The sequence below is a fragment of the Mesorhizobium tianshanense genome, assembly GCF_007830515.1.
Taxonomy (GTDB): Bacteria; Pseudomonadota; Alphaproteobacteria; order Rhizobiales; family Rhizobiaceae; genus Mesorhizobium; species Mesorhizobium tianshanense.
Window position 1 is genome coordinate 1 of record NZ_VLKT01000075.1, and the last position, 26,771, is coordinate 26,771.

Annotated in this window: 27 protein-coding genes and 1 riboswitch; of the genes, 8 read left to right on the forward strand and 19 right to left on the reverse strand. The window is 60.8% G+C overall.

Going from position 1 to position 26,771, the window contains the following annotated elements; translation table 11 throughout:
- The first annotated feature begins 426 nt into the window (after positions 1-426).
- The 3 genes from IQ26_RS34625 (at position 427) to IQ26_RS34635 (ending at position 3,073) form a co-directional block, all read left to right on the forward strand.
- Positions 427-1,302: a LysR family transcriptional regulator gene (locus IQ26_RS34625; protein WP_322791115.1), complete on the forward strand. Its 876-nt coding sequence runs from the start codon at positions 427-429 to the stop codon at positions 1,300-1,302.
- Between the two features lie 574 nt (positions 1,303-1,876).
- Positions 1,877-2,311: a phasin gene (locus tag IQ26_RS34630; RefSeq protein WP_145722869.1), complete on the forward strand. Its 435-nt coding sequence runs from the start codon at positions 1,877-1,879 to the stop codon at positions 2,309-2,311.
- 489 nt (positions 2,312-2,800) lie between these two features.
- On the forward strand, positions 2,801-3,073 hold the full coding sequence (locus tag IQ26_RS34635) for a hypothetical protein (RefSeq protein ID WP_145722870.1): 273 nt from the start codon (positions 2,801-2,803) through the stop codon (positions 3,071-3,073).
- Positions 3,074-3,768: 695 nt separating this feature from the next.
- Here the strand turns inward: IQ26_RS34635 and zigA are convergent.
- Both zigA and aztD read right to left on the reverse strand, forming a co-directional pair.
- Positions 3,769-4,992, reverse strand: a complete 1,224-nt coding sequence (gene zigA / locus IQ26_RS34640) for a zinc metallochaperone GTPase ZigA (RefSeq protein WP_145722871.1) — start codon at positions 4,990-4,992, stop codon at positions 3,769-3,771.
- A gap of 88 nt (positions 4,993-5,080) precedes the next feature.
- Positions 5,081-6,289, reverse strand: coding sequence for a zinc metallochaperone AztD (gene aztD / locus IQ26_RS34645; RefSeq protein ID WP_145722872.1), 1,209 nt, complete (start codon positions 6,287-6,289; stop codon positions 5,081-5,083).
- A gap of 116 nt (positions 6,290-6,405) precedes the next feature.
- Positions 6,406-6,590: riboswitch (cobalamin riboswitch) on the forward strand.
- A gap of 196 nt (positions 6,591-6,786) precedes the next feature.
- Here aztD and IQ26_RS34650 point away from each other — a divergent pair.
- A complete protein-coding gene (locus IQ26_RS34650; RefSeq protein WP_145722873.1) occupies positions 6,787-8,937 on the forward strand; it encodes a TonB-dependent receptor in 2,151 nt (716 codons plus the stop codon).
- Positions 8,938-8,964: 27 nt separating this feature from the next.
- On the opposite strand, the gene IQ26_RS34655 is transcribed toward IQ26_RS34650, so the two are convergent.
- The 14 genes from IQ26_RS34655 to IQ26_RS34720 all read right to left on the reverse strand — a co-directional run bounded on the left by IQ26_RS34655 (position 8,965) and on the right by IQ26_RS34720 (position 21,597).
- Positions 8,965-9,717 (reverse strand): ABC transporter ATP-binding protein, encoded by a 753-nt coding sequence (locus tag IQ26_RS34655; protein ID WP_145722874.1) that lies wholly within the window; start codon positions 9,715-9,717, stop codon positions 8,965-8,967.
- Entirely contained in the window at positions 9,711-10,769 is a 1,059-nt protein-coding gene (locus tag IQ26_RS34660; RefSeq protein ID WP_145722887.1) for a FecCD family ABC transporter permease, read from the reverse strand. The genes IQ26_RS34655 and IQ26_RS34660 overlap by 7 nt, the downstream gene beginning before the upstream one ends.
- 5 nt (positions 10,770-10,774) lie before the next feature.
- Complete coding sequence (locus tag IQ26_RS34665; RefSeq protein ID WP_240547392.1) at positions 10,775-11,893, reverse strand: ABC transporter substrate-binding protein; 1,119 nt, start codon at positions 11,891-11,893, stop codon at positions 10,775-10,777.
- Between the two features lie 56 nt (positions 11,894-11,949).
- Complete coding sequence (locus IQ26_RS34670; RefSeq protein ID WP_145722875.1) at positions 11,950-13,173, reverse strand: MFS transporter; 1,224 nt, start codon at positions 13,171-13,173, stop codon at positions 11,950-11,952.
- Positions 13,170-15,059: an IucA/IucC family protein gene (locus tag IQ26_RS34675; protein ID WP_145722876.1), complete on the reverse strand. Its 1,890-nt coding sequence runs from the start codon at positions 15,057-15,059 to the stop codon at positions 13,170-13,172. Before IQ26_RS34675 ends, IQ26_RS34670 begins: the two co-directional genes overlap by 4 nt.
- Positions 15,059-16,198, reverse strand: a complete 1,140-nt coding sequence (locus IQ26_RS34680; protein WP_145722877.1) for an NAD/NADP octopine/nopaline dehydrogenase family protein — start codon at positions 16,196-16,198, stop codon at positions 15,059-15,061. Before IQ26_RS34680 ends, IQ26_RS34675 begins: the two co-directional genes overlap by 1 nt.
- Entirely contained in the window at positions 16,195-17,205 is a 1,011-nt protein-coding gene (locus IQ26_RS34685) for a cysteine synthase family protein (RefSeq protein WP_145722878.1), read from the reverse strand. Before IQ26_RS34685 ends, IQ26_RS34680 begins: the two co-directional genes overlap by 4 nt.
- A complete protein-coding gene (locus tag IQ26_RS34690; protein ID WP_145722889.1) occupies positions 17,206-18,579 on the reverse strand; it encodes a Y4yA family PLP-dependent enzyme in 1,374 nt (457 codons plus the stop codon).
- Positions 18,576-19,007, reverse strand: coding sequence for a ParB N-terminal domain-containing protein (locus IQ26_RS34695; protein WP_145722879.1), 432 nt, complete (start codon positions 19,005-19,007; stop codon positions 18,576-18,578). Before IQ26_RS34695 ends, IQ26_RS34690 begins: the two co-directional genes overlap by 4 nt.
- A 103-nt stretch (positions 19,008-19,110) precedes the next feature.
- On the reverse strand, positions 19,111-19,344 hold the full coding sequence (locus IQ26_RS34700) for a hypothetical protein (protein ID WP_145722880.1): 234 nt from the start codon (positions 19,342-19,344) through the stop codon (positions 19,111-19,113).
- Positions 19,341-19,940, reverse strand: a complete 600-nt coding sequence (locus tag IQ26_RS34705; RefSeq protein ID WP_240547390.1) for a hypothetical protein — start codon at positions 19,938-19,940, stop codon at positions 19,341-19,343. Before IQ26_RS34705 ends, IQ26_RS34700 begins: the two co-directional genes overlap by 4 nt.
- Positions 19,941-20,155: 215 nt before the next feature.
- A complete protein-coding gene (locus tag IQ26_RS34710; RefSeq protein ID WP_145722881.1) occupies positions 20,156-20,404 on the reverse strand; it encodes a DUF982 domain-containing protein in 249 nt (82 codons plus the stop codon).
- Positions 20,405-20,546: 142 nt separating this feature from the next.
- On the reverse strand, positions 20,547-20,849 hold the full coding sequence (locus IQ26_RS34715) for a DUF982 domain-containing protein (protein WP_145722882.1): 303 nt from the start codon (positions 20,847-20,849) through the stop codon (positions 20,547-20,549).
- Positions 20,850-21,285: 436 nt separating this feature from the next.
- The gene (locus IQ26_RS34720; RefSeq protein ID WP_145722890.1) at positions 21,286-21,597 is read right to left on the reverse strand and encodes a DNA -binding domain-containing protein; all 312 of its coding nucleotides are present in this window, start codon (positions 21,595-21,597) and stop codon (positions 21,286-21,288) included.
- Positions 21,598-22,079: 482 nt separating this feature from the next.
- On the opposite strand from IQ26_RS34720, the gene IQ26_RS34725 reads away from it, so the two are divergent.
- The gene (locus IQ26_RS34725) at positions 22,080-22,544 is read left to right on the forward strand and encodes a Ros/MucR family transcriptional regulator (protein WP_145722883.1); all 465 of its coding nucleotides are present in this window, start codon (positions 22,080-22,082) and stop codon (positions 22,542-22,544) included.
- A 254-nt stretch (positions 22,545-22,798) separates the two neighbouring features.
- Here IQ26_RS34725 and IQ26_RS34730 read toward each other — a convergent pair whose 3' ends face one another.
- Positions 22,799-23,011 (reverse strand): cold-shock protein, encoded by a 213-nt coding sequence (locus IQ26_RS34730; RefSeq protein ID WP_145722884.1) that lies wholly within the window; start codon positions 23,009-23,011, stop codon positions 22,799-22,801.
- 336 nt (positions 23,012-23,347) lie between these two features.
- Here IQ26_RS34730 and IQ26_RS34735 point away from each other — a divergent pair, with 336 nt between their 5' ends.
- On the forward strand, positions 23,348-24,181 hold the full coding sequence (locus IQ26_RS34735; protein ID WP_145722885.1) for an IS5 family transposase: 834 nt from the start codon (positions 23,348-23,350) through the stop codon (positions 24,179-24,181).
- A 172-nt stretch (positions 24,182-24,353) separates the two neighbouring features.
- Entirely contained in the window at positions 24,354-24,599 is a 246-nt protein-coding gene (locus IQ26_RS34740) for a hypothetical protein (protein ID WP_240547391.1), read from the forward strand.
- Between the two features lie 255 nt (positions 24,600-24,854).
- Here IQ26_RS34740 and IQ26_RS34745 read toward each other — a convergent pair whose 3' ends face one another.
- Together IQ26_RS34745 and IQ26_RS41725 are read right to left on the reverse strand one after the other, a co-directional pair.
- Positions 24,855-25,313 (reverse strand): phasin, encoded by a 459-nt coding sequence (locus IQ26_RS34745; protein ID WP_145722886.1) that lies wholly within the window; start codon positions 25,311-25,313, stop codon positions 24,855-24,857.
- 531 nt (positions 25,314-25,844) lie between these two features.
- Positions 25,845-26,330 (reverse strand): arginase family protein, encoded by a 486-nt coding sequence (locus IQ26_RS41725; protein ID WP_145722892.1) that lies wholly within the window; start codon positions 26,328-26,330, stop codon positions 25,845-25,847.
- A gap of 229 nt (positions 26,331-26,559) precedes the next feature.
- On the opposite strand from IQ26_RS41725, the gene IQ26_RS34755 reads away from it, so the two are divergent.
- On the forward strand, positions 26,560-26,771 hold a 212-nt coding region (locus tag IQ26_RS34755), incomplete at its 3' end, for a transposase (RefSeq protein ID WP_208760263.1).

The following is a 26,771-nucleotide window of genomic DNA, read 5'->3' on the forward strand; positions in this document are numbered from 1 at the left end:
CTGATAGATGTCGATGAAATTGAAGCCAATGGCGGTTTGCCGGATTGTCACTTCTCCTTCCTTAGGCGGTGGCACGTTCTCCGAAACGAGTGACATGACCTCGGGGCCGCCGGGTTTCTCGACAATGACCTTGCGGGCGTCCGTCATAACGAATTCCTCCAATCTTTCTTGTGTAGGCTCGATGCGGCTTTCGCGGGGTCTCGGTGCCCGGTTGCGACCTCAAAATCTTTCGAAAGCGAACGGCCGCTCAAGACCACTGCCCATCTTGCCTGTGCCGATAACTGCAATCGTCATGTCCGTCTGTCTCCTTCAATTGATCAATAGGACAGACATTTGACCCCAACCGATTCCGTTTATAAAGAGCGGGATGTGCGGGATGAGCACAATTCTTGAAACACAGAGTTTCTAATGGATCGATTGACCAGCATGATGGTCTTCGCCAAATCTGTCGAAACCGGCTCTTTCTCGAAGGCTGCTGAAGCGTTTTCGATGTCCCCGCAGGCGATCGGGAAGCACATCCGTGGGCTGGAGCAGCATCTCGACGTCAAACTTATCCACCGCACCACGCGACGACAGAGCCTCACCGACTTCGGTCAGGCATATTACCAACGCGTTCGCACAATCCTGGCCGAGATAGACGCGGCGGAATCTCTTGCGCAAGAGAGCCGGGCAGTGCCCCGGGGCCGATTGCGGATAAACGCTCCGGTGACTCTCGGCGCTCACGAGCTTGCCCGCGTCTTGCCGGAGTATCTCGCCAACCATCCCAAAGTCGAAGTCGAATTGACTTTGGCGGATCGGCTCGTCGATCTCGTCGACGAGGGATACGACGCCGTGTTCCGCACTGGGCCACTAGGGGACAGTGGCCTGATCGCGCGACAACTGCGGCCGATGCGTTTCGTCCTTTGCGCAGCGCCATCGTATATGGCACAGCGCGGCGCCCCTATACGCCCAGAGGACCTTCGCCATCACGAATGTCTCGGCTTCGCCTACGGCTCCACGCGCGACCGATGGCGCTTCACAAGCCCGGACGGCGAGGAGGTAATTGAGGTGAAGTGCCGCACCGTTGCCAATAACGGCCAGGCGCTCCTGACGCTCGCACTCGCTGGTCTGGGTGTGCTGATGCAGCCGGAGGCGCTTGTCCGGGAGGCATTATCGACCGGGAAGCTGGTCCCCCTACTGCCTGACTACGCCGTTCCAAGCCGGCCGCTTCACATCCTCTACGCACCGGATCGGCGGATCACGCCAAAGCTGCGGTCGTTCCTGGATTTTGCGGTCGAAAAATTTGGCCTAGAGGAGGGGTGAGGCCCTGCAAAGCACGGACGTCTGCTTGCCTACCGAGCCGGTGACGGCAAAGGGTCGACAACAGCGCTCCGGCAGGGAGGTGGGGGCCGAGCCATTCCGCTGATGGGTTGCACCGCTGACTCAGCAAAGTGCGTCGTCCACATTGAAGGCTCCTCCCGCGAACCTCCATCATGCGGCGACCGATGTCGACCGCAAAAAACCGTGTATCCCGATGCGCGAAAATGGCGATTGTGAAGCTCCCAAGCGGGACCCCATCCATAATACAACATGCCGATTTGGTGAGAAATTGCCATATGGCGCAAGCCCCGATCGATGCCGATCGGGACCCCCGCAAACTGCCAACTAAGCCAAGGAATTGGAGCGGTGGGTAGATCTTGGCGGGGTCCAGCGAGGTTCAACTCGGGTGATTCACAAACGGAACGCCCCGCCTGCGCGAAAATTCGGCGTCGGTCAGCGCCTGTGGCAAATCGTAGTGCAATGCACGCTATGTCGGGTTCATAATTCCGTTACGTCAGCTTCGTAAATGAACGAGACGGCTTAGTGCAGGGCCGTCCACCCAAAAAGGATGGCAAACATGTCCAAGACCGCTGACAAGACCACCGACACCATCGAGAACGCCGCATTTCCGACCTTCGACGCGTCCAAGGCTACCGACCAGTTCCGCGCTGTCGCCGAAAAGGGCGTCGAGCAGTCGAAGGAAGCCTTTTCGAAATTGAAGACCGGCGCCGAGACGACCCAGAAGGCTCTCGGCAACGAGCTGTCGCTCAAGACGATTGCCGCTCTACGCGCCAATGCCGAAGCCGACTTCTCGCACCTCGAAGCCCTGGTTGGCGCAAAGTCGCTGTCGGAAGTCGTGGAGTTGCAGACCGTCTTCCTGCGCAAGCGCGTCGAAATGACCGTCGAGCAGGCCAAGGACATCCAGGCCGTGACCGCCAAGGCCGCCGAGGAAGTGTCCAAGCCGGTCAAGGAGGCCTTCGAGAAGGCTTTCAAGGAACTCAAGGTCGCCTGACATTCTTTTTGACCACGATCATTTCCGAAAACCGGGATCCGCGTTTCGGGGACTGAGGCGATGGGAAAAATACCGGTAGGCGGCACATCCACCCGCCGTCTTCCGGGGCTATCGGCCAGCACCTCCTGCCGCCGATCTTTTTCCTTTTGGCTGGCGGGCTTTGTTCAGCCGGACACGCAAAGCCTGCCCATACCGCCGTCAGCAAGCATCATTTCGTCCAAACGCTTGGAGAACTGTCGCGTCGTGTTCGCGATGACGGGTGACTTGCTGGTTTAGTGCACGAGCATCCTGACGCCACAGAAGCCGATAGCGCGCGCTGGCCTTTCATTCGGCCGCAATCCGTTTCGGAGTCACGGCATCTAACCGGCGGCTCCATGAGTTGACGCTTGTCCGTCATGCCACGCCGAATCTCTTCGTGATTTCGCTGCCGTCAAACAGCCGACACGTGCCGGTGATACGTATCGCTCGAGTTTTCACGGAGGTCCGAAGATGTTGCACGTCGACCCCAAAATGCCGGCGACGGTTCTCACACTTTCCCCTGATCACGGCAACAAAACTGTCACGACACGCATCCGCGGCACGAGCCTCAAGAATGCCGTCCGGTTCGTCATGGAACGCCTGCCGAACGTGGAAAGATCGCGTTCTCTTATCCGGACAGCGACGCATTCACTCTATTTTGCGGAGATTGAAGCGCTCAACAGGCGACCGGAATTTCTCGATGAAGACATCAGCCCGACATCGGCGACGATGGGACCGAATTGACCGATCGAGTCCTTGGCGCCCTGGGCAATCAACGTCTCACGCACGCTGTATTAACAGGCTTGAGGAGGCGCGGATGGAAATCCCGGAGCGTCACCATGACTGGATAGTGGACCTTCTCGATGACCAGATTATCGAGTGCCGGAGGTTGCCGGCTGCACTGCGCCGGGCGCCGGCCTGATCGCTGTCAGCGATGCAAGTTGGCTCTCTTCGCGAGCTCAGCACACTGCTCCCATGATCCGACCGTCGGCGCGCTTGTTGGCGCTGCGGACAAAGTCGAGCAACTCGCGGCGAGCTACGAGGAACGGTTTCGGCTGGTCAGACTTGCCGCGAACGGCAGGAAACGGTCTCGCCAGGAATAGGACGTGCCGCTGATCAGCGGCACCGGCTGCGTATCGGAACTCATCCGCATGGCCGGTTACCACGACGTCTTACAGAAATGGCGAAGGCGAAAGCGGCCAAGGACGCATCGTTTCGCCGTACGACGTCATCGCGGCCGCACCCATATCATTGTTGTCTCTGATGCAATTGCCGCGGCTCATCGGCCTCTTCAGGAGGTAGCCGGCTACCCTCCGCTGCCGGATCTTCGGATATTGAACCGCCATCATGCAGGGGTGAACGATAGTTCAGTCGGGAATGGCATGTGCAGTTGCGATGCGGCTGCGGACGCGACAGCGCCGCCACAAGGGACTCAATGTTCATGTCGCCTGCCGTTCCCAGCTCGGAAAGGGATCGGGCAGGTCGCGCCAGCGGCCGGGCATGAAGTCGCGCTCTGGAACGAGGCAGGCGTCGAGCTCGGAGCGGATACTCGCCTCGTCTATCGGGTCGCAGCCGATGAAGACGATCTCCTGCCGCCGGTCGCCCCAGACCGGATCGAGATAAGGCTTCATGGCGGCGCGCCATTCGGGATGGTCGGGCCATTGGTGCCTCGGCACCGATGCCCACCACACGCCGCGCTTGCCGGTCCTGACCAGCGCGCCGGCCTGGCTGATCTCGCCGACATGGTGGGGCCGTGTCGCCAGCCAGAAGAAGCCCTTTGTCCGCACCACGCCCGGCCACGGCTTGCCCACGAAGGCCTTTAGTCTCATCGGATCGAACGGCCGCCGCTCGCGATAGACGAAGGAGCGGATACCGTATTCCTCGGTCTCGGGAACATGATCCCTGAAGCCGTTCAGCTCCTTGAGCCAGAGCGGGTGTTGCTCGGCCTTCTCGAAGTCGAAGCGCCCAGTGTCGAGCACTTTGCCGAGAGGGACGGCGCAGAAGTCCGTCTTGATCAGCTCGGCACCGGGATTGAGCGAGCGGACGATCTTGCGAGCGAGATCGAGGTCGTGCAGCGAAGCATCGGAGACCTTGTTCATGACGATGACGTCGGCAAACTCGATCTGCTCGACGAGCAGGTCGACCAGCGCACGGTCATCACCGTGGCCGGCCGTCTCGCCGCGGTCGCGCAGGAAATCGTGCGAGGAATAGTCCTTCAGCAGGTTCGCCGCATCCACGACCGTTACCATCGTGTCGAGGCGGGCGACATCCGACAGGCACTCGCCGTCCTCATCGCGGAAGTCGAAGGTGGTGGCGACGGGCAGCGGTTCGGCGATGCCGGTGCCCTCGATCAGCAGATAGTCGAAACGGCCTTCCTCCGAGAGCCGCCGCACTTCCTTCAGGAGATCGTCGCGCAGCGTGCAGCAGATGCAGCCATTGGTCATTTCGACAAGCTGCTCCTCTGTGCGCGAGAGGTTCGCGCCGCCCTCGCGCACCAACGAGGCGTCGATATTGACCTCGCTCATGTCGTTGACGATGACGGCAACGCGTCGGCCCTCGCGGTTGTGGAGGACGTGATTTAGGAGGGTGGTCTTGCCAGCGCCGAGAAAGCCGGAAAGGACGGTGACGGGCAGACGTTTTGTGGGTCTGGCTGTGTCGAGCATGGCGTTGGTTTCCGTTTGAAGTTGTAATGGACGCATCCGGCCCCAGGCGAGCAGGGCCGGATGCGAGAGGTCGCCTTGGGAGGCGCGACTATTCGGTTTCGTGGGTCTGGCCGGAGCCGCCGACGGCAACGATGTTGAAGGGCTTGCCCTCGACGGCGATTTCACCTGCCTTCTCGAACGATGCCGCATCGACCAGATGAAGGACGCCGACGAGCGGGTCGGTCACGACGATCCTGTCGCCGGCAACTGCGACGCGCGGCCTGGGATCGCTCCAGTGCCCATCCATCGAGTACGGATCGGTCAGCTTGAGCGAGTTTGCGATCTTGCCGGTCACGACATCGAGCTGGTGAAGCTGGCCATCCTCAGTGAAGAGATAAGCAAATTTCGGGCGAACCGGATCGGCTGTGAAATACACTCGCCGCGTCGGCAGGTCGACCAGCCGAAAAGCGTCGTTTTCGGCTGTCGGGTCGATCAGCACCACCTTGTCGGCCCCGTAGTTGCCAAGAAAATATTGCAGACCCCTGCCGCCGATCAGCGTCGTTGATTTGCCGTCGGGCAGGCTGTCCGCGTAGGGCAGATGGGTGATCTCGGGTGCGCCCTCGCCATCCGTCACAACAAGCAGTCCGGTCGCGCAGGCGAAGACCAGGATGTTGCCCGATGATGCCTCGCCGTGAAGATCGGGGCAGGCGTGCAAGTCGCCAATCGGTGCGCCGGCTTCGTCAACGACCTTGATACCGATCGGTAGCTCGTCCGGCTTCTCCCTGTTCGGCTCGGACAACAGGACATGAGAGCCATAGGCGACTGCGACGCCGTGCTGCGGCGCGGCCGTCTTCACTTCCCGAAAGTCCGACACGCCCTGCAGCACCGCTTTCTCGGAGATGATTCGGGCGACACCTTCCCCGTCGAAAAAAGCCGCGAAATCTCCGCCGTGCTCGACGAAATGCGACGGCTTCTCGCCTGCGATCTCAGTGCCGGTGAGCTTCGGCGCCGCGACGTCGATGTCGCCATGATCGCCATGGTCGTCGAAGGCGATGCCGCTCGAAATTGCCGTGACCGTGCCGGCGGTCCCCTGGACCGCGAACACGGCCCTGCCGCTCGCGCTGCGATGAAGAGTGGCGGGGCCTTTCACGGGGAACGTGCCGATTTTCTCGCCGCTGACCGCATCGATGGCCGTGATGGTCGGTGCGGCGTGGTCCGAGACGAACACACTCCAGGCCTCTTTCTCGTCGGCCAATGCTTCGTTGGCTCCCGCAAGCAGCGCGAGCATCGCCGCTGCGTTCCTCCATAGTGTTTGCATTTGCTGCTCTCCTTGGTTAAGTAGCATGGGCTTGTAACGTAATAACATAACGGACAGCAAGAGGCATACAGGTGTTGGGCTCGGAAAAGGACCCGCTTGATGCGAGCCAGCCAATTGGGCGAGGAACGGGTGTCGGAAGGAAATAACAGGGAATTCGGCGCGCCCTTATCGGCGCGAAACGAAACTTCCCCCGCACCTGTAGGCGGTAAGTCCATCTCGATCATGCACAGGGATTAGCCCCGGAAAGCCGAGGCGGACGACGACCCGTCAGTCAGGAGACCTACCGACACCGTAACTGAACGCGCCCGGGCGGGGTGTCCGGGAAGGTTGTCGATGACACTAGACAAGGTGGGAGGACCAAGAAGCGCCGAGGCAGCACGTTCATTGTTGACAAGAAAAGTCATGTTATCTAGCAAACCCTCCTAGCCGACCACACCCAGCTCCCTGTCAGGGCAAGGCAAATAATCTTGGTCAATGCCGATGGAAGGGGGCTTTGCATGGAAAAGCGTGTTGGATTTTTTGCCGCGTTGGTCGTGATGGTCGTCCATGAAGCTACTGCGCAGGAAGCGACACAGCTGGAGCGGATCGTGGTGGAGGCGCTGGGTGGTGTGCCGTTGAACGCAACGATAGGCACCCTGCCAGAAGAGTATCCGGGCGGACAAGTGGCGCGTGGCGGGCGAATGGGCGTGCTCGGCAATCGCGACGTCATGGATACGCCGTTCAATATCGGCAGCTACACGGCGCAGACAATCGAGGATCAGGGCGCGCGCACGGTGGCCGACGTGATGATCAATGATCCGTCGGTGAGAAGCACCCATTCGTCCGGGGGGATGCTCGATTCCTTTTATATCCGCGGCTTTCCGATCAACGAAGGCAATTTTGGTGAAATCGCCTTTGACGGTGTCTTCGGCATTGCGCCAGCCTACCGCGTATTCACGGACTATGCCGAGCGCATCGAGGTGCTCAAAGGGCCGGCGGCGCTGCTCTATGGCATTTCCCCCAACAGCAGCGTGGGCGGCACCATCAATATCGTGCCCAAGCGCGCAGGCGATGTCGATCTGACGCGGTTTACGGCCGATTACGCTTCAAGCCTGCAGGGCGGCGGGCACGTCGATGTGAGCCGGCGCTTCGGTGCGGAACGCCAATTCGGCGTTCGCTTCAACGGCAGCTATCATGGAGGCGATACGCCGATCGACAACCAGACGCGCGAGGTGTCGGTTGGCGCCTTGGCGCTTGACTATCAGGGCGAGCGGCTGAGGGCGACGCTCGACGTCATCGGCCAGCGGGAAGATTTCGAGGCGCCGCAGCGTCCCTTCTACCCGCTTGCCGGTTTCGCAATACCGGATGCGCCCGACGCCCGGCTGAACATTCAGCAACCCTGGGAGGGGTCGACCAGCGAGGATCTGTCACTGCTGGGGCGTGTCGAGTATGACCTCACCGACGAGGTCACGCTGTTTGCGGCCGCCGGCGGAGGCAATTCGCGCGTTGAACGGCTCTTTGGAACGCCGATCATCCTGAATTCGGCGGGCGACATTAGCGTCACGCCGCAGAACTACGTCTTCGACGTTGACAGAAGGACGGCGGAAACGGGCCTGCGCGCCCACTTCGACACTGCAGGGATCGACCATTTGGTCACGCTCCAGGCAAGCTATTTTCATCAGGGACTTGACCGCGGCTTCAATTCAGGGACGGCGCAGTTCACGAATATCTATGATCCTGTTTCCCGCCCCGCACAGGACGTGCCGGCCCCGACTTCGGTGCCGACGGTCTCGGAGAACGAATTATACGGGTTCGCTCTGGCAGACACGCTTTCAATGCTCGATGAACAAGTGCAGCTGACACTTGGCGCGCGCTGGCAGCATGTCGGGTCGGAGAACTTCGATGCGACCACGGGCGCCGTTACTTCATCCTCCGACGAAGGCGTGCTCACGCCGCTGGTCGGTCTCGTCGTCAAGCCATGGGAGAACGTCTCACTTTACGCGAATTATGTCGAAGGGCTCAGCATAGGCGACACGGCGCCGGGATTGGCCGTCAATGCCGGAGAAACGCTACCACCTTACAGGTCCCGGCAGTTCGAGCTTGGCACCAAGATCGATTTCGGCCGCGTGGCCGTGACAGTCAGTGCGTTCCAGATTGAAAAGCCCTTTGGGCAGCTTGAAGCCCGCGGCAGCGATCTCGTATTCGTGGAAGGCGGCGAGCAACGCAGCCGGGGGCTGGAATTCAATGTCTTCGGGGAAGTGACGCCGCAATTGCGGCTCCTTGGCGGCCTCACGCTGCTTGTGGGTGAGCTGACGAAGACAGCCAGCGCAGAAACGCGCGGGAACACGCCCGTTGGCGTGCCTTCGGTGCAACTCAATCTCGGCGCGGAATGGGATACGCCCTTCCTACCCGGGCTGACGCTGGCGGCCAACGTCATCCACACCGGCAGCCAATTTGTCGATGCGGCGAACACACAGGAGATTCCCTCTTGGACGCGGCTCGACCTGGGTGCCCGGTATCTCACCGAGATCAACGACAGGCCCGTCACGTTCCGGGCCTCGGTCGAGAACGTATTCGACAACGACTACTGGGCCGGTGTCGCCAGCTACGGCACCCTGGCGCAGGGCGCGCCGCTGACCGTGAAGCTGTCAATGACGACGGATTTCTGATGTCAGGGCCGCGTGAAGCGCTGCCTGTCAAATCGCGTCGTCGACTATCAGGTGGGGCTTGCCCTGCGAGCAGGGTTCGACGCGCGCCCTGATGCGGAAGGTCGCGGCGAGGTTCTCCGGCGTCAGGACCTCGCCCGCCGGGCCGAAATCATGCAAGGTTCCGCCTGACAGGATTGCGACTTTGTCGGCGAATTTCAGCGCCAGATTGAGGTCGTGCAGAGCGATCAGCACGAGCATGCCGGTGTCTTGCGCCAAGTTGCGCACGCGGCGCATGGCCTCCAATTGCCGGTGCATATCGAGCGCGCTGGTTGGTTCGTCGAGAAGCAACACTTGCGGTTCGCGCACCAGACATTGGGCAAGGCCGACAAGCTGGCGCTGACCGCCACTCAGTTCCGAAATGATCTCATTGGCAAGATCGCCGATTTCGAGCGCAGTAAGCGCCCGGTCCACCTCCATCAGGTCTGCGGCTGCCAGACGCCAGCCGCTGACCTGTTTGCGCGCCAGAAGTACAGATTCGAAGACGGTCAGGACCGCGGTGCCCGTCTGGTCCTGCGGCATATAGGCGACGGCGCGATCCGAATCGTGCACACCCTCAAGCCGGCAATCGCCGGGTCCCGGAAGAATGGCAGCGATGCGCCGGAACAGGGTGGACTTGCCTGCCGCATTGGGGCCGATGACGGCCACCACCTCGCCGCCGTGGCAGGGCGGTAGTGTCACATCGCGTAGCACCTGGCGCGAACCGAACCGGGCGCCAAGGCGATCAGTACTCAGCACTACCATATTTCTTTTCCGCCCTTCAGGATCAGATACAGGAAGACGGGCAGGCCGATCGCTGCGGTGACGATGCCGATGGGCAGCACGGCGCCGGGCACGGCGATTTTTGCCAGAACCGAGCTCAGCGACATGATCAGCGCGCCTGTGAGCGCGCTCGCCGGGAGCAGGAAGCGCTGGTCTTCGCCGACCATCATGCGGGCGATATGCGGCCCGACCAGACCGATAAAGCCGATCGTTCCAACAAAGGCCACCGGGATCGCCGACAAAAGAGAGACGAGGATCAGGGTCTCAAGCCGCAGGCGGCGCACAGGTATGCCGAAGCTTGCCGCGCGCGCTTCGCCAAGCCGCAACGCCGTCAATTGCCAGCGCCGGCGCAGGAAGACCGGCAGTGTTAGCGCCACCGCCAGTGCGGTGATGGCCAATTTCGGCCAGGTCGCTTTGGTCAGGCTTCCCATGGTCCAGAAGACGATGGCCGCGGCTGCCTGATCGGCGGCGAAATACTGGATGATGGCAAGTGCTGTGTTGAAGCTGAAGACGAGCGCGATGCCCAAAAGCACGATGGTCTGGATCGAGGCGCCGCGCCTGAGGCTTGCCAGATGAATGAGGCAGGCCGTGGCCATGGCCATCACAAAGGCGTTGGCCGCGACGATGTAATCGCCTGCCATGGGTATCAGCGCGACGCCGAAGGCGAGCGCCAGTGCAGCTCCAAAGCTGGCACCGGAAGAAATGCCCAGCGTGAATGGGCTCGCCAGCGGGTTGTTCAGTATGGTCTGCATCTGCGCGCCGCCGATGGCCAAAGCCATCCCTACCACCATCGCCATGAGCGCGGACGGCATGCGGATCGACCAGACAATGACGCGCATCTGCGCATCGGCTTCAGCCGGTGCGACAAGGGTACGGACCACCTCTCCCAACCCATAGCGAGCTGGCCCAGTCGCGATATCGCCGACAAATGCAGCGCAAAGGCCGACGGTCAGCATGAGGAGAATGGCCTGGCGCCTGAGGCTGAGCGCTCTATAGGCGCCGTGACCCGACAGCGACACTGTTTCGGTCCGCATGTCCGTCATGACGGGCCATCGGAAAGGCTGGTGCTGTAACCGGGATGGTAGTCGATGGGCAGGAACCGGCGATGATATTCGGCAAAGGTGGCGTCCGGGTCGAGGTCGGCAAACAGGTCCGGATGGAACCACTTTGCCATTTGCTGGACCGCGACAAATTCATAAGGACTATTGTAGAACTGGTGCCAGATGCCGTGAAAATTCCGCGCCCTTTGTGCGGCAATGCCGGTATAGGCATCGCGGGTCAAGAACCATTCGAGCTTCTTGCGCGTTGTCTTCGGGTCGGCGCCCGGACCAAGCGGGATCCAGCGGCCGCCGGGCACATAGGCCTCCCAGTCGGCGCCGGTGACAACCACGTGCTCGGGATCGGCGACGATCACCTGCTCGGGGTTGAGCTGACCGAATGTCGTTGGAATGATGTCACTGCCGATATTGTGGCCGCCGGCCAGCTCGACATAATTGCCGAAATTTTCCGCGCCGAATGACAGGCAGCAATCGTCGGAATAGCCGCCGATGCGCTCGATGAAGACGTTGGGGCGGTCCGGTTTGTTTTCGGCAAGGACGTCGGTGACCCGCGCCATGGCCTCGCGGCGGAAAGCGATGATCTCCTCCGCGCGCGTCTCTCGCCCCATGATCTTTCCCAAGAGTCGGATGGTCGGCTCGGTGTTTTCCAGCGGATAGTGGCGGAAGTCGATGTAGAGCACCGGGATGTCCAGCGCCGCGAGCTTTTCGATATATTGGGCGTCTTCATTGGACCGCATGGCTTCAAGGTTGAGCAGAACCACGTCGGGCTTCTCGATGATGGCCGATTCGATGTCGATCAGACTGTCTTCCTGGCCTTTGAAGGCGGTGAGCTTTGCCAGTTCAGGAAAGACTTTGAGATATTGCGCGTAAGTCGCCGGATCGGCCTCGATCAGATCGTTGCGCCAGGCAACGATACGAGCCAGCGGATCTTCGGGCTCCAGAGACGCTATGAGATAAAGCTGACGGCCCTCGCCCAGAAGCATGCGCTTGACCGGCGCGTTAAGCTTTACCTTGCGGCCGGCGATGTCGGTTACGATGAGTGGCGCCTGCGCCTCCATCATCGCCGTTTCCCCGGCAAATGCCGGCGCCGGACCAGCCATCATGACTGCAAGGGCCGCGATCGCGGCATGTAACAGCGGACGATATCTCTTCACGATCAACTTCCTTCGTCAGGTGAACGGCGCGCTCTGAGCCATATGCCGAGCGCCACTAGCAATGATAAGGCGTAGAGGGTTGAGACGAGCGGAAACGCGGCTTCGAGACCAAAAAACTGAGTGACCGCAACGCCGGCAACGATCCCGGCAATCGAGGCGCTTTGCTGGCAGGTCTGCGCAAGACCCAGGATCGAACCCTGTCGGTCATTTTGCGTTGCCGCCGAAATGAGTGAAAGGAGAACCGGCGTTGTTCCTCCCAGCAAAGCGCCCCAGACAAAATAGAGCGCTGCGAAAAAGGCAATCGATCCGGTGATGCCGGCCAAATGAGTGACAGCGAGGCAGCCGGCTGAGATCAGCACGCCCCAGCCAAGCACATAGGATTTCGAGCGCCCCTCAAAGCGCTGCGCCCACAAAGGCGCAGCCACGACAAAGCCCAGAGCCAAAAGCCCGTAGCTCAGGCCGGTGATCCAGTGCTGTGCGCCAAAATGATGCGTCATGTATAGGGAAAACGGAACCTGCAAGACCATGCGGCTTGCGAGCAGCATGCCCATCAGCAAAAGAAGCCCCGGCACCGGCGCACTCCCCGTGGGCGCATGGGCAGTAATTTTCGCCTTTGCCGGCTTTGCGGCAACCGCCTCGCTAGGCGGCACGGGCAGGCTCGCCCAGGCAATGGCGGCACACAGGGCGCAGATCATGCCGGCCGCGAGATTGATGGCGGCGAAAGGCAGCGCATCCAGGATCAGTCCGCCCAGGAATGCTCCGCCGAGCGAGCCGACATTGGTCGCCACCTGCAGCCACGCGAACAGGGTTACGCGATCGCGCCCCCCGGTGACCTGCACGCCATAGGCCTGCGCCGGGGCGATGTAGCCGGCAAAGGCGCCCTGCAGAAAGCGCAGGGCAAGAATTGTCCAGACATCTTGCGCAAAGGCGATGAGCAGTTGCGTGATCGCCAGGCCGGCCAATGCGCGCACCATCATCAGCCGATTGCCGTAGCGGTCCCCCATGCGCCCCCAGAATGCGCTGGTGAGCGATATGCCGAGCATCGGGCAGACATAGACGCCGATACCGGCGAGACCGAAGACGCCTTCGGAGGGGCTCAACGCCTTGATATGTATTGGCCAGAACGGCCCGCTCATTTCCATCGCGCCCATGGATACGAATTGCAGAGCGAACAGCAGTGCGAAAACCGGCCCGAAACTGCGGAGGGCCGCGGAGGCGTCCGTCATTCCGCTTCCACCAAAGGATTGGGCAGTTCGTGCTCGACCCGATAGTCGCGGTACCGCTCCAGATGCATGCGCAGCACAGAGCGTGTCGGCCACGGATTTTCGAGAAAGGCCGCGCGCTCCTGCTGCCAGAACGTATCGGACAACATGCGCGGCCTGAGCGCCTCAAATGCCTTTTCAGTCTCCTCCCGCAGGATGCGCCACAAGCCGCTGCCCACCATCTCATATTGCTCGCTCAGGCACAGGGCGATCTCGTGGAGATGACAGACGAAGCAGGCGTCGATGACGAAAGAACGCACGAGGCTGATGTCATCGTCGAACGTAGTGGGCAAAATCCCCTTCCGGGTGAAGGGTTTCAGATGATAGCCGCGCTCCTCCAACAGGGGCGCGAAGCTGCGGCCGTCACCAAAATCGCGGATCAGCAACTTTCGTGGGTGGCCGGCATGGTCGAACAATACCAGGCTGTTCTGCTGATGCGCCTCAAAGGCGATCCCGTATAGCAGATACATGGCCAAGGTCGGCCGGATGACGGTGCGCGCATAGGCACGGAAGAACGCCGCGACGTCCGCCTCGGTCTCGCTGCCGTTTCTGGCGATCAGTTCGCAAATGAGCGGGCGGTCATTCAAAGGGCCTGCCGTCAGAAGGGCTGCGACGGTCACCGGCATCAGCCCGTCGGTGCGCGCCAGAGCGTCGGTATTGCGGAAGACCACCGACAAGAATCGGCCCGGATGCTCGTCGCCCGTTTCGCGATGGCGCAGGATTGCACCGACTTCTTCAGTGAAAATCTCAAGCGTATCGCGGAGATCCTCCTCCTGTGCCAGGATGCCCGAAATCAGAGCGCTGAGGCGAGGCCCCATATGGATCGACTTGGCCTGCAGGGTGCGCTGCTCACTGGTCAGCCAGATGGCCACAGGCAGTTTGATGAATGGTCTGGGCTCATATGTGTCCGGGAGCATCGTGCGGAACGACATGGACGGCAGCGTCACGATCTCCGGGCCCTCGGGTTCGAATACGCCGAATGCGATCTCGGACGCGAATTCCCGGCGCGCGAAATTCTCCAGATGCCATTCGTGAACCGGCAGAGGGAGCCAGTCGTCCGGCAATTTTCCGCGCTCCTTCAAGCCTTCGGCCCAGTCGCGCCAGAGATCGGGAAAGTTTTGTGAAAACCATTCAGAATAGCTGCCGACATGCGGCATCATCTCCACATAGGCCCAGTCCTTGCGCAGCGCGGCGATGCGCAGGCGCACCCGGGCACCGAACTCGGGCGATAAGGCGCCGACATCTTGCGGCGACAGGCCGGGCTTGGCCTTCCATGTCGGATAAAAGGGATGGCCTTCGAGCGCGCCCCATTGATCAAGCGTCATGGTCGCCAAGTGCGGCGGCAGGCTCTGCTCAAGATAGGCAAGAAAGCCGAGCGCGCCTGCCTCGGCGATTTTTTGGCGCAGTTCGGCGCTCCAGCCTTCCCTGTGGCGCCGCGCCAGGACATCGTTGCCCATGCTGTTGTCGACATCGCGCAAAAGATGCTCCAGGCCGTCCGGCGCAGGCGAAATCGCCAAGGCGGGCGCGACCTCCCTAATGAGGGCGGAAGGATCATCGAGCCGATGCCGGGCACCGGTTCCGTCCAGCACTTCGATGTGTCCGCGATTTTGCAATGTTCCGGCAGGCGCACGGCGCAGGTCGGTGAAATGCAGGACCCGGCGCGAAGGCCAGATGGGTAACCACGCCTGGCGGCCGTCGCCCGCCCACAGCAAAGTCTTCGGTTCAAGAAGACGTTCCGCAAACAGGCAGCGAACCAGCCGAGCGAGCGCATTGCGCGATGCATCCGTCCAAAGCCGCGCATCGCGCGCTTGGCCTTCGGCATCTGCCGCGGAAGAAGTCCTCTCGTCCATCAGGCAGCCTCCGGCCAGTCGGCGGGCACATAGGCTGGTGCACCCTCGGCTAGCCCTCCGTGATAGCGGTGCGCCCAGTGATAGGTCTTCGCAATGGCCGGGATTGCCACATTCAGCCGCGCGGCCATCTCCACGAGCAAGGCCTGACCAACGGCGATATCTTCGTGGAAAGCGCGGCTCTCGCGATCGATGAGAAGACCGGGCCCGTGCGGATTGGGCACGAGCGGCGCGCGAATGCCCGTATAGGCGCGGTTCGTGCGCAGAAGCGTATACATGGTGCGGTCGTACTCGATCTGGCTGCCATAAGCCTCGATCAGTTCCTGCCGGAGCGGCTTCACAGTGCTTAGATCAATACCGAGACGCGCCTCGATCGCACCACGGATCGCCTGGTTTTCCGCGTCACAGGTCTCCAATAGCTCGGCGCCAGCGCGCGGGCAGTCGCTCCACCAGCATATGGGTTCGTCAAAGGGTCTGTTCTGCCACGGCGCGCCAGGGCCGATCAGGGCATAAAGCACGGCTGGGTGCATCAGTGCGTTGCCCGGCGTCAGCGTGATTTCCAGATAATTCTGCAGCATAGCGACGGGCGCGTCGAAGAGCCGGGCGAGCATTTCGGCGAGCACAGCGCGGTCGGCGCTGCTTTCGCGCTGATGAAGGGCGGCAAAGAGCTGCGCCTTGGCGCCACCCATACGCACGCGCCTGCCCGGAACCAGGTCAAAGGCCGTATGGGGAACGTCCTTCATGCCCCAGATCACCACATTGTCGTGGCCCGAAAGGGTTTTCGCCGCGAGCCAGTCGAAACCGCAAAAGCCGGGGATCGCGCCGAGAAACACCTTTTTGCTCTGCGGAAGGTGAGGAGCGATCTGGCTTAGAAGCGCCGGCCGCGCCTGGGCCGGCTGAGTCACGATAACCATGTCCGCGTCTTGCAACGCCTTGGTGGGGTCGGTGCCGACATAGTCGGGCCGCGCGCTCAGGACGTTACCGTCCGGCGTGTGTGCCTGCCAGATGTCGTCGCCGCTTGCCCATCCTTCGGCAACCGCGGCAGAGGCGGTAAAGACGGAAACGGCAATGCCCGGACGCTGCTTGAAGAGCACGGCGTTCAAATGCCCGGTGCGGCCCGCGCCGCAAATCGTCACTTTCATGCCGCGCGTGCCCTTGCGGTCAGCCAGGCATCCAACTGGTCGGCAATTGCCGGATCCAGCAAGCCGCGCTTTGCCATCCATTCATCGTCGAAAACCGAACCGAGATATTTTTCGCCGCCGTCGGCTACCGGCGTGACGACCGTGCCGAACAACTTGCCTGCGGCAATGAACTCCAACGCCTTGTAGATGGTGCCGCCGGTGGAGCCACCCACCAGCAGACCCTTGCGCCGGGCGATATAGCGCGCGGTCTCGAAGGCCTGGGTGTCGGTGACCTGCACACCTTCGTCGATGCATGCATAGTCGAGCACCTTGCCGACTTCATCACCGGCCGGCGTTCCGGTTCCCGACTGGTAGTAGGGATGTCCGGGCTTGCCGAACACGATCGAACCGGCCGGCTCTACCGCGATCGTGCGCACGGCCGGGTTGTGGCGCTTGAGGCGCTGAGCGATCCCCGTCATCGAACCGCCGGTCCCGACACAGCCGACAAAGGCATCGATGCCGTTCGGAAGCTGTGCCATAAGCTCGTCGACGAACCCGGCATAGCCTTCCGGGTTTGCGGGATTGTCGGACTGGTTCATGAACAGCGCCCCGGGGAGCTGCGCGCCAAGCTGCGCGGCCAGACGTTGCCGCTCGACCACGGCCACTTCGTCTTCGGGGAAATCGCCTTCGACATAGCGGATTTCGGCGCCCAACGCGCGCATCATGCGGATCTTGTCCGGGGCGGCGTGATGATCGACCACGGCGATGAAGCGCAGGCCGAACTCCAGTGCAGCCAGCGCTAGCCCGATGCCGGTGTTACCGGACGAGGATTCGACGATCGTGCCGCCGGGGGCAAGGCGCCCGTCCTCGATCGCCGCAAGCACCATGCTGCGCGCCATGCGATCCTTCATCGATCCGCCGGGATTGTTCTTCTCGATCTTCAGCACTAGCGTGGTGTCGCGGTCGGGCACGGCGATCGACATGACCGGTGTCTGGCCGATCAGCTGGGTTGTGGTCGTGCAGAGCATTTATGTCTCTCCAATTGTGTCGGGGACGAGTGCTGGCTGCCCATGTGCATCCTGAACCACGCACAGGCGGCTCGGCATCGGGTGGCGATGGAATTCGTTTTCAAGCAGGTCCATTTGGTAGCCGCCGGTGTTGGCGTAAACCAGAAGGTCTCCTGCCCGCGGGGCCACGGGAAATGTGAGCCACCGGTTGCAGAGCACATCCTCGTCCAGGCAGCTGTGGCCAGCCAGATAGCCTCGTATGGACTTTGCCGCGGCAGACGGCGGCGTGACTGGCACCAGGATGGGGTCGACCAGGAATTCGGATGCGAACCATGTCTCGCAAGCGCTGAAGCTGCTGCCTTCGATAAAGATGACATGGGCGTCAGCGTCGAGGGCCTTCACTCTCGACACCCGGAAGACGGAAATGGCCGCCTGATCCGACAGGGCGCGCCCGGGCTCCATCCCCAGCACCAGGCCCTCATCGGCAAGATAGCTGGCGATGCTGCAGCCTTTGGCCATGGGAGCGCGCAAGAATTGGCGCAGCCAGTCGGCCGCCGAAAGCGCTCCACCATAGGGATAGAACGAGGCTGGCACGGTTCCGGTGCGGTAGTCATCGGGCGTCTGTGCCTTCAAATGATTCTGATAGGCCATTTGATCGACGTACTGGATCGGCATACCGCCGCCGATGTCGATCAAGCGCGGCGAGAACCCAAGGGCCCGCGCCTCCCTGATCAGGCCAGCGGCTTCCTCGAGCGCTTCCACCCTGGACTCCCAGCGATAGCCGCTTACATGAAAGTGCAGCCCGTCGAAGCGCAGCCTGCCGTCGCCGGCAATGTGCGACAGGCAATGTCGGATTGCGTCCGCCGGCATGCCGAAGCGGCTCATGGCTTGTCCCGTCGGCCGCAACCGGAGCAGGATCGGCTGGACATTTCCGTTCGCCGGCAGGCAGTTGACGAGGTCGTCCAGCTCTTCTGGCGAATCCACCGATGTCAGGGCGCTGCAGCCGACAAGCGCACTGTGAAACGCCGCCGTCTTCGCCGGTCCCGTGGCCACCAGCCGTGCGCCGTCTGCGCCAAGTTGCCTGGCGTCGCGCAATTCGTAGAGGCTCGAGACATCAATCCCGGCGCCCGCGCGGAGCGCCGCCTGTATCAGCCCCGGCGACTTGTTGACTTTCGCCCCGTAATAAACCGCATGCGCCACATCGCTTTCTGTCAACACGACCCTCAGTGCCGCAAGGTTCTCCTGCAGCTCATCGGGCCAGATCAGATTGAGCGGCGAGCCATGTCGCGCGACCCATTCCGCAAGACGCTGTGTATCGCGGGCCAACAGTTCAGCCGTAGACGGCCGCAGAATCGGGGGCAGACCCGCGCCAAGCTTGTGGCAATGCAGCGTCATGACCACGCCCTTGGCGCGGTTGCCAACATGTGGTCTACCGGATCGACGCGGCGCAAGCTTTCCAGCGGAACATTGCAACCGGGAAGGCTTCGGTCAAAAATATGCCGCGTCGTTTTGCAGGGAAATTTTCGGCCGCTGCGGGCCATCGCAAATATGCACGCGGGGGTGAATGTCTCGCCTGCACGCCAGCTCTCCACCCGCACCGTGCCGTAGTCCAAAAGGATCACCGGTACCGCCGCAAACCCCAGGCGATGGGCGACAGTCAGCCGGTGATGGCCGTCCATCACGAATAGCGCATCTTTCTGTGCTGTGATCGGGACCGTCCAGCAGCCGGCCAGCAGGATTTGCTCCTGCAGCTCCGTAACTCTGTCCGGGTCAACCTCTTCCGTGGGAACCAAACGGGTGGGGGAAAGGAGGCAATATTGCATCTTGGCCAGCCTGTCTCTCGCAAATCGGTCAGGGCTGGCTTTCTTGACTATCCAAGTCATGATTTAGCTGGCGCGGCCTCTATATTCAGTTGAATGCCGGTCGTCAATACGTCCAATACGTGCTGCGGATCCGTTGATGCAAGCGTTCTACCGTTGGCGCGCCGGTGCCGCTGATCAGCGTGGTGGGAAGCCGCAGTGAGCGGATGAAGGAAAGCCATTCCGCCACGACGAGAATGCTCTCAAGCCCGACTCGGCCGGGGTCAGCTTCACCGGCAAACTCATTGGCGCAGCGACGTTCATATCGGGTCAGGCGAAGCTTCTTGACGATGCTGCTCATCTCGTTGCCCTGGCCCGGTCAATCGCCCTCTCAGTCTCGCGATTGGCAGAGTTGCTCTTGAGGCGCGCGCCGGCGAGCTCGAGGAGCGCGTAGGCTATCTCGTCCTCGCTCCAGCCGGATTCCGCTGCGCGCTCAACCAATTCCTGGAAGGTCGGTTCCAAGGCGAGCTGGCATTGAAGGCCGCGGTCCGGATGGTCGGCTGGGCAGCTTGGTTGCACGATCGCAATGCTTGATCGCTTCATTGCAGGCCATGGGCTCTCGCCCCTCTCCTTTTGCCACACGAGGCGCGCCAGCTCACGGGTCGTTCGTGCGCCCCCGGGCAACCGCTTCATCTTGTCGACCAGCCGCTCCAGCGATCCCGCGCGTTCCAACTCCTTAAAGAAATGATGCGGCGTGACGCTACCGAGCCGGTGCATCTCGGCCAGGTTCCACACATACGGATAATCGACCATGAAATCGGATCGAGGCGAGGCCTTGGACGGTTCAGCCTTGGTCACGATGCCGCCCACGAGCAGATCGGCCTTCTCGATGATTTGGCGCACCCTCGTTGGCGACAAGCCATGTTCCTGCGCCAGGTCGGCGAAGCGCTTGCCCATAGAAACGCTTCGACCAGGGCGACGTTCCTATCGACGGTCGGGGTAAACCCCCAACAGGCGCGCAGTTTTTCCAGCATCATCCCGTTCGTTCATCCGGTTGTTTGCGCCCCTGCAAACCCTAACCGGCCAAATCGGCGCTTGGAAGCCCCACAAACTCTCGGCAGAAACGAGAGGCAATGCGAAGATGAACGAAATTCCTGAGCGTCCCAGTTTTTTTAATCGCTGCGCAGAATTTTTGCTTCGAGCGCGGCTGCCACGAAAGCTCTTCGAGCAGATGGTGGATGAGCTTCGCCACGCAATACCTGCAGACAGGCGTCCATCGCTACCTTCCGTTTCTCGGTCTTCCGGTTAAGATCACGGCGCAAAATAGCAGCCGCGTCATTGACATCGAACACGATACGCTCTGAGCTGTGACGGCTAACCTGAACAACGACCGGCCTCTCAAATTTGCTCAAGCCGGTCATCTCTACCGCCCCCCAAGGCCATCATGCGGCAATAGACATCGTTCTTCTTTGCCCAGCCGAACGGTTCCGCTGCGATCTGTGAAATGTCGACACAATGCCCTCTCGACCGGTCCCGCGCCAGCCTGACATCCGTCGCCTACGCCTACGCTTGCACTTTTCCACTGCCCGAGTTGCAGGCAGCGAGCCACTGCATGGCGGAGGTTGCATCTTCCAAAATGGCCGCCCGTTTCGCAAAGCCGAAAAAGGCGTTGCGCGCTGCGCTTACAGGTTTTCGTCCGTCGTATGCATCATAGCACGCCTTGAGGGCGGCTTCGTGGATCAGATCTCTGCGGTTTTCTGGCCATTCGTTGAGGAAATCGATAGCGTCCGCCAGGCTGGCAATCTCTTGCACGATATACGTTGCACGCTTAACGAAAACTGGGCTGCGGAAAGCCTCAGGGTTCATTCGTTCCTCCCGACCTGCTGAACAGCTAGTTTGCGTGATGAGCCGCCTCATCGACACCCGCCGAGCATTGCAGAATGTGTTGTCAGGGCGATGACAGTTTCAAGAGGAAAGCAGCGGGCTGGTTGTAGTCCTCTGGTGCAGTTTTCGGGCGGGGAGCCCGAGTATCACAGTTCGGCAGCCGACCATTCTGCAGGCTGTCTCGAGCGTGGCTTGGCAGTCTATTGGGCGCTCATATGCCAATGCGGTTTCGCACCCGCAACCGGTCAAAGTTCACCTGATGGTCGCCAAGCCGCCGGGATCTCTTGGATGCGCCTGCCGTCCGCGCGGCATCCGGGACCAAAGCTCCGCCCGCTCCGGCGTTCGAACTAACCGAGATTTTCCAATTTGAACCGAATTCCGGCAGCCCCCGGCTGTCATGTTGTGGCGGACGCCGTGATCACGTCTGCTGTTGACAAGCGCAGCGTGTCGCCGCCCGTTCGCCCTCATCCGCGAACAATTCCTTGTAACCGGTCGTCACCATCCAGTTCGCCCGATCGAGATGGCTTCGCGCGGCTTTCCGCGCGCGCTCCGGTTCTTCCCCCGGATCGATGCCGAGGACGACCTTCGCCATCTCCTCGTAGCTGGCATCGTCGGCGGATGCATCCAGGAACCTCATGTAGGTCGTGAAGTGCTCCTTGTCGTAGGCGGTCAGGCTGTCCGACCAGGGGACTTCCTCTTTGAGACCTGGTTCAACGTCTGGGTATTTCATCACGATATCGGGCTCCGGAAATAAGTAATCGGAAGATCGAGAATTTCGTTTGGACAGCCCGGCTAAGCGGATGGGAAACATCGGTCCATAAGACGACATTCCGAACATCGTCAGCAAGCGCCCGCTCGAGGCGATATGCGCACCTTCCAGGCCATTCAACTCCAGGTTAGGAATGAATTGCAAAAAGCTCAAGACCGTGTGGCTGCACATCGGTTTCCGGAGGACTGTTCGGCCATCAATTTCACGTTCCCCAAGAGAGGATGGCGAAACAGAAATCGCCCGCTTCGTTTCGAGATGACTGATGAATTCTATCCATAGCTTATGGCCGAGACGCGCTTCGCACGACGGCGGGATGCGTCGCTATTACCGCAGTGCAGGACGAGCATCGCAGTAGTCCTGCAGGGGCTTTATTGCTTTCAGCGGCAACCGCCACTATGTAGCGACACTTCGCCGACTGTGTTTCAAACCACCCGGAGAGTTTCATGACAGAAGAAGCCGACAACAACATCGAGACCCTCATCGAGCTCACCGCCGATGTTGTCTCAGCCTATGTCTCCAACAATCCGGTCCCGGTGGGCGATCTCCCTGCCCTGATCGGCCAAGTGCACGCGGCACTGAAAGGCACGGCCGGAAGCGTCTACGCAGAAAAGCCGGAGGCTCTTAAGCCTGCTGTACCGATCAAGAAGTCGGTGACAGCGGACTACATCATCTGCCTTGACGATGGGAAGAAGTTCAAATCGCTAAAGCGCCATCTGTCGACCCACTATGGGGTGACGCCGGACGAATATCGCGCCAAATGGGGTCTTTCGGCGGATTATCCGATGGTTGCGCCGAATTACGCCGCCGCGCGCTCGGCGTTGGCCAAGACGATGGGTCTCGGCCGCAAACCGAAAGAGCCGGAAAAGCCGACGCCGGCGAAGCAGACCCGCAAGAAGGTCGCAGCCTGACTTTATCTCTCGAGGTTCGTTCTGGCGCGCAGCAGCCACCGGCATAGTCTGCGCGGAATATGAAAAGGCGGGGAACCAACCCCGCCTTCCCTTGCAAACAGCCTTGTTTCACATGGAATTCGCGACGGCTTGCAAGCAATCTTCTGCCCCGCCTTCCGGTCGAGCCATGTTCTCACCCACTCTTATCGAGCGGCCGTCAGTACATCCGGGACTTGCCGCGTCCTTCCGGCTCTTGCCGGGACGCAGGAGAAAATTCAGCCAGCTTTGCTGAGGCTGCCAGCAGAGGACTTGCCAGTGCGGCGGTCTTGTTCGATCTCATAGTTGATCTTCTGGCCGTCAGTGAGGGTCGAGAGGCCCGCGCGTTCGACAGCGGAAATATGGACGAAAACATCCTGACTGCCATTGTCGGGCTGAATAAATCCAAACCCCTTGGTGCTGTTGAACCACTTCACCGTTCCGGTCGCCATATGAGTATTCCTTGTAAAGTTCGCAACGCGTTTGGTTCGGCAATCAAGCCGGACCGGTTCATATTGGGTCCGGATATAGACGCAGCAAATGCGAAAGACCGCAAGGCCCGGATCGACACGCCCTGGTCAGCGCATTGTGCATGGACCAGCGACGTCAAAGCGGCGGTCGCGAAGGCAGATGAACCTAACGGACCATGTGGTCGATCCTTGTAATGAGGATGGCGCCTTCAGAGTCTCAGAGCCTGACCCGAAATTCGGGATTGGGCGTGGAAGCGGTTGAGTGGCCCCGTCCGTTGTGATTCGCTTGAGTTGTCTAGACTTGAGCAGGATCACGACATGGGTTGGACGGAGGCCACCCGCCGGCAATATTGCCGCGCGGGGCAGCGGGATGCAAACGCGTTGACGGACAGGGAATGGGCGTTGATCGAGCCGTTCATGCCTGGAGCGAAGGCGACAGGACGACCGCGGACGACCGAGCTGCGGGCAGTCGTGGACGCGCTCCTCTATATCGCCTGGACGGGCTGCCAGTGGCGGGCATTGCCGGACCGCTTCCCGCCGGTTTCGACGGTTCAACGCTATTTCTATGCCTGGCGAGACAATGGGCTGTGGAGGACCATCAACTTCCACCTGGTGGCCGCGGCACGCCTCGCCCTCGGTCGCGAGGCGAGCCCGAGCGCCGGCGTCATCGACAGCCAATCGGCAAAGGCCACGGACGTTGCCGGTCTGCGTGGCTACGACGCCGGCAAGAAGATCAAAGGCCGCAAGCGCCATATCATCACCGACACCGAGGGGCACCTGGTCGGGCTGACGGTGCATACGGCCGATATCCAGGACAGGGATGGGGCAGTCGGCGTCATCGCCTCCATTCGACAGCTTTACCCGTGGTTGCGCCATCTATTCGCCGACGGCGGTTATGCCGGAGAAAAACTGACGCAGGCTCTGGCCGATCTGGGCACGTGGACCATCGAAATCATCAAGCGCTCCGACACGGCCAAAGGCTTTGAGGTGCTGCCGCGACGATGGGTCGTCGAGCGAACTTTCGCCTGGCTGGGACGTTGTCGCCGGCTCGCCAAGGACTTCGAGGCGACCATCGCCAGCGCCGAGGCGTGGATCTTCATCGCGTCGATCCGCCTCATGCTTCGCCGCAGGGCAGCTCCGCGTCGTGCCTAACCGAGTTTCGAGTCAGGCTCTCAGGGACGGCGAGCTTCTTTCTCCCACGGCAGCCATTGTCGACGCGCCGCGTGACGCCTTTATTCGCCGGGCCGCTGGGTCAGCCGGGTGGTTCACGTTGCCACCTTTCGTGCATAACCACCCTGGCAAGGGCTTTGGGGGAGTTTCGAAATTGGATTGTTCCGAGAGGATCGAGGCGTTAATCGATGCGCCCAGCGCGGATGCGATCGATACGGCGCGTGTTTTGCTGGGTCAGTTCAAAGGTGAGTCAGAAACACTCGCTCAAGCCATCGACGACTTCTTGCTCGATCTGATAACCTTGGTGTTTGTTGTAGAAGCCACCCGCGAGGGGTTCCACAATCCGGCACGGCGGTTGGCGCGCATGAGATTGACCAGGATAAGGCTGTTGTTGGCGTGATATACCCGCCTTTGCCCCCCGCCTCATGCTCACGCAAAACCGTGATGATCTGCTCTTCCGTAAACCGCTTTCTCTTCACCTGTCCGCCCTTCAATCGAGGCCGGACGCTAATCTCAGATGGAGGAAATTACCCCGTGGCAGGTCAGTACCGCCGCGCTTCCTGGAAAATGGAAGAAGACCGGCGCGAGGTGCCGGTCTTCCCTAGGCGATCAGCGGAGAAGGTATTGACCTTCGGTCTCGCGTCGCGTGAAGCAGTCAGGCCGCCTTCAGCTCCTTCAAAGCCTTCTCGAAGGCGTCCTTGATCGGCTTGGATACATCCTCGGCCGCTCTCATGGTCGCGGCCTGAAAGTTCTTGGTCTGCTCGACAGACATTTCAATCTGTTTGCGCAGGAAAGCAGTCTGCAGTTCGACGAACTCAGACAGCGACTTCACGCCAGCCAGTGCTTCGAGGTGCGTGAAGTAGGCTTCAGCATTGGCGCGCAGAGCCGCAACTGCGCTCAGGGACACCTCGTTGCCGGTCTTGACCATTTCAAAAGTCGACTCGCGAGCTTTTTGAGTTGTTTCGGCACCCGATCTCAATTCGGAATGGGCTTCCTTTGACTTTTCGACGCCCTGTTCGGCGACAGAGCGCACTTGCTCGGTAGCCTTAGACGGATCGAAGGCGGCGGATGCGACGTTTTCGATCGTCTCGGTCTTGCCGGTGATCTTGGACATAGTTCCATCCTTTTCCTAGGGAGGTGCGCCCCAAAAAACAAAAGCCCTTCTTCTGTGTATGGAACCGTCATAACGGAATTATGAAGCTCACAGGGTTCGGCTCAGCATCGTAGGACTGCGCGAGCGCGCCACGTGACGCCGTCGTACTGCGCACTTATGCTCAATAAAAAAGGCCGGACTGTAAGCCCGGCCAATTATGAAGGTTAAAACCTCCAGAGGGGAACGCGCCGAACGAATGGGAGGAGACATTCGACGTAAAGCCTACATAGGTCCCTGTAGTAGCTGATGACACCCGATTCCGATTTCCGCAGAAAGACGCAACAGTGGATGTGCTAACGTTTTCGCTGCCAATCTAGAAAGGTAATCCTGTAAAGGACTTGGCGTCGCAATGGATCATCAACTGCCTTAAGTGGATGGTCGAAGTCGTCCTTTGGATCATGGGACATGCCATGCGTTCCATAACCCGTCGTGATTCGACATTGCCCACTGCGGCATTCGAAACGATTTGATCCAGCTTTAAATTTTGGAACCCTAAGTTCCGCGCCTGATATCCGCAGGGACTCGGCCAGCACTGCCACATTGTTGAGGTAGCAAACCCCAAGCCATTTCCGTACAGGCGTGATGCCCGGGAGGGCGGCAAAGTCCATATGCGCGGCGCTCGCCGCGCGCAACCAAATCACCGACGTTGAGGGCGATGTCGACACTGGATCGAGCCGCCGCCCACGTTCCGCGGCCGACGGGACAGGCCGTATCGGCTTGGTGGAATCCGGCGCGTGCCACAATATGGCTCGCGTAATGCGACGCAAAACGGTTGGGGTGCGTGTTGGGTACGATTTCCGGGCCGGCATGGGGCAGGGCCAGCCATTCATAGATGCCATTTTCCAGAAAATCGAGATAGCGCGCCGTGTGCACGCACGTCAGTATTGACGCGTCCGTTTGATTTGCCTCCAGTATCTCATATCCGGCGGCTGTTGCCGCCGAGAGCAACAGGTCGACACGCTCGGACTTCGAACACAGACGTCTTCAATCGGACACAAGCTCAACGCGAGAACTTGGACCGTGGAATGACGACGGTTTCCTCTCGTGCCAAACCCGATTGCCCGCACCGGAAGAACGCCAGTGCGGCGCTGCACCACCTAGCCTGAAAAATTCACGGCGGGTTGGCGGATGTGGTTCAAGCCGTTGAAATGACCTAGGATTTGGTTGCTAAGGCCGATCCGAATCATTTCCGGAGACCACACCCGCCATGAATGATCTTACGCTGCCGCTGAGCGGCTTGTCATCAGTGGGCGGCAAGTCCGTCGTCGCCCGTTTCGACGGCGGCATGCTGTCGTCGGACAGTGGCGTTCTGGCTCTAGCAGAGGTGGAGAAACGACTGCGGGTGGCCGACCGTCTGGCGCGCTGCATCGATGATCCGCGCAGCCCGGACCAGGTCATCCACAACTTTGCAGATATGAT

Coding starts and splice junctions, on each gene's coding strand:
- IQ26_RS34675 (WP_145722876.1), bottom strand. CDS start 15,059: ATGGACGAGAGGACTTCTTCCGCGGCAGATGCCGAAGGCCAAGCGCGC.
- IQ26_RS34695 (WP_145722879.1), bottom strand. CDS start 19,007: ATGCAATATTGCCTCCTTTCCCCCACCCGTTTGGTTCCCACGGAAGAG.
- IQ26_RS34665 (WP_240547392.1), bottom strand. CDS start 11,893: ATGGCTGGTCCGGCGCCGGCATTTGCCGGGGAAACGGCGATGATGGAG.
- IQ26_RS34710 (WP_145722881.1), bottom strand. CDS start 20,404: ATGACCGGCTTGAGCAAATTTGAGAGGCCGGTCGTTGTTCAGGTTAGC.
- IQ26_RS34660 (WP_145722887.1), bottom strand. CDS start 10,769: ATGCGGACCGAAACAGTGTCGCTGTCGGGTCACGGCGCCTATAGAGCG.
- IQ26_RS34630 (WP_145722869.1), top strand. CDS start 1,877: ATGTCCAAGACCGCTGACAAGACCACCGACACCATCGAGAACGCCGCA.
- IQ26_RS34685 (WP_145722878.1), bottom strand. CDS start 17,205: ATGCTCTGCACGACCACAACCCAGCTGATCGGCCAGACACCGGTCATG.
- IQ26_RS34730 (WP_145722884.1), bottom strand. CDS start 23,011: ATGGCGACCGGAACGGTGAAGTGGTTCAACAGCACCAAGGGGTTTGGA.
- IQ26_RS34720 (WP_145722890.1), bottom strand. CDS start 21,597: ATGAAATACCCAGACGTTGAACCAGGTCTCAAAGAGGAAGTCCCCTGG.
- IQ26_RS34735 (WP_145722885.1), top strand. CDS start 23,348: ATGGGTTGGACGGAGGCCACCCGCCGGCAATATTGCCGCGCGGGGCAG.
- IQ26_RS34745 (WP_145722886.1), bottom strand. CDS start 25,313: ATGTCCAAGATCACCGGCAAGACCGAGACGATCGAAAACGTCGCATCC.
- IQ26_RS34680 (WP_145722877.1), bottom strand. CDS start 16,198: ATGAAAGTGACGATTTGCGGCGCGGGCCGCACCGGGCATTTGAACGCC.
- zigA (WP_145722871.1), bottom strand. CDS start 4,992: ATGCTCGACACAGCCAGACCCACAAAACGTCTGCCCGTCACCGTCCTT.
- IQ26_RS34655 (WP_145722874.1), bottom strand. CDS start 9,717: ATGGTAGTGCTGAGTACTGATCGCCTTGGCGCCCGGTTCGGTTCGCGC.
- IQ26_RS34625 (WP_322791115.1), top strand. CDS start 427: ATGATGGTCTTCGCCAAATCTGTCGAAACCGGCTCTTTCTCGAAGGCT.
- aztD (WP_145722872.1), bottom strand. CDS start 6,289: ATGCAAACACTATGGAGGAACGCAGCGGCGATGCTCGCGCTGCTTGCG.
- IQ26_RS34705 (WP_240547390.1), bottom strand. CDS start 19,940: ATGGGCAAGCGCTTCGCCGACCTGGCGCAGGAACATGGCTTGTCGCCA.
- IQ26_RS34635 (WP_145722870.1), top strand. CDS start 2,801: ATGTTGCACGTCGACCCCAAAATGCCGGCGACGGTTCTCACACTTTCC.
- IQ26_RS34700 (WP_145722880.1), bottom strand. CDS start 19,344: ATGAGCAGCATCGTCAAGAAGCTTCGCCTGACCCGATATGAACGTCGC.
- IQ26_RS34670 (WP_145722875.1), bottom strand. CDS start 13,173: ATGACGGACGCCTCCGCGGCCCTCCGCAGTTTCGGGCCGGTTTTCGCA.
- IQ26_RS34650 (WP_145722873.1), top strand. CDS start 6,787: ATGGAAAAGCGTGTTGGATTTTTTGCCGCGTTGGTCGTGATGGTCGTC.
- IQ26_RS34690 (WP_145722889.1), bottom strand. CDS start 18,579: ATGACGCTGCATTGCCACAAGCTTGGCGCGGGTCTGCCCCCGATTCTG.
- IQ26_RS34715 (WP_145722882.1), bottom strand. CDS start 20,849: ATGAACCCTGAGGCTTTCCGCAGCCCAGTTTTCGTTAAGCGTGCAACG.
- IQ26_RS34725 (WP_145722883.1), top strand. CDS start 22,080: ATGACAGAAGAAGCCGACAACAACATCGAGACCCTCATCGAGCTCACC.